1 protein-coding gene is annotated in these 958 nt (G+C 54.5%); it reads left to right on the plus strand.

Translation table 11 applies throughout. The annotated features are described in order from the left end of the window. The first annotated feature begins 134 nt into the window (after positions 1–134). Entirely contained in the window at positions 135–704 is a 570-nt protein-coding gene (locus K1V27_RS22520; RefSeq protein ID WP_258927476.1) for a tetratricopeptide repeat protein, read from the plus strand. Positions 705–958: the final 254 nt, after the last annotated feature.

A 958-nucleotide genomic window follows, 5' to 3' on the forward strand; every position in this document is an offset into this window, starting at 1 on the left:
CGGTTGAGTATTGCAGACGGGGCAGGAGGGCAAACCGCAGCGGATCTTGTTTCGCAGCACATTCAAGCTGTATTTTCTAATATCTGAGCGGGTAAATGGAGCAAACATGGCGTCTCCCACTTGAGCGAATAGTCATGATCGAAGAGGTTTCCGAAAAAGCCGTTCGTTTACTCCAACCTGGCGCCGCCCGCAAGCGCAAAACCGCCGGCGCCCGACGCGCCAGATGCTATGTTTGGCAACGGTTTTTCAACAAAGGAGTTGCGTTACCCATGAGTAAGATATCCCGCAATGCGCCCTGCCCTTGTGGAAGTGGAAAGAAGTACAAAAAATGCTGTTTGTTGCGCGAACAGGTCTCAGCGACACGGCCGCCGCAGGCTCCTTCAGATGTCTTCAAACAGATCCATGCCCAAATGGAGGAGTTGGACAACCTATCGAATAGTGTCATTGATCTCATCCAAGCCGGGAAACTGGACGAAGCGGAAGCTCAGTGTCACAAGCTATTGGAGCAATATCCGGACGATGTTGACGGGCTCGACAGACTGGCAACGGTCTATGAAGCCAAGGGGCAGAATAGGATGGCCGCTGAGTACTACCGAAAGGCGGCCGCTTTTATGCGCTCAAGGCCAGGATTTGACAACGAAGCCATTGAATGGGCTCTGAAGAAAGCCTCTGAACTGGAGTCTGCATCGTCATCAGCAGAATAGATCTTGCAGCCGAGCCATGGCCTGCAGGTGGTCGGCGAGGCTCGTGGCGCTGCGACAACCAGTAATGTTGACATTCCGGAGGTGCTTCGGCGCCCCCGCTGATGCCCAGCCGTTATCCGGCGTGGTCTTGGGACCGGTTAGCGCCCGGCGCGCGGGGTAGGCAGGGTAAAGTGCAAAAGCATGGCGAGGTATAGCGGGATAGGCGGGATCAGATTACTTGGGACTGTTCAAATCAAATATTGTGGGACGTAGGA

Origin of the sequence: Desulfoferrobacter suflitae, from assembly GCF_022603395.1 — a bacterium.
In the GTDB taxonomy this organism is placed as follows: domain Bacteria; phylum Desulfobacterota; class Syntrophobacteria; order Syntrophobacterales; family Syntrophobacteraceae; genus Desulfoferrobacter; species Desulfoferrobacter suflitae.

What these genes read in the sequence shown, in the direction of transcription:
- K1V27_RS22520 (WP_258927476.1), top strand. Translation starts at nt 135, where the DNA reads ATGATCGAAGAGGTTTCCGAAAAAGCCGTTCGTTTACTCCAACCTGGC.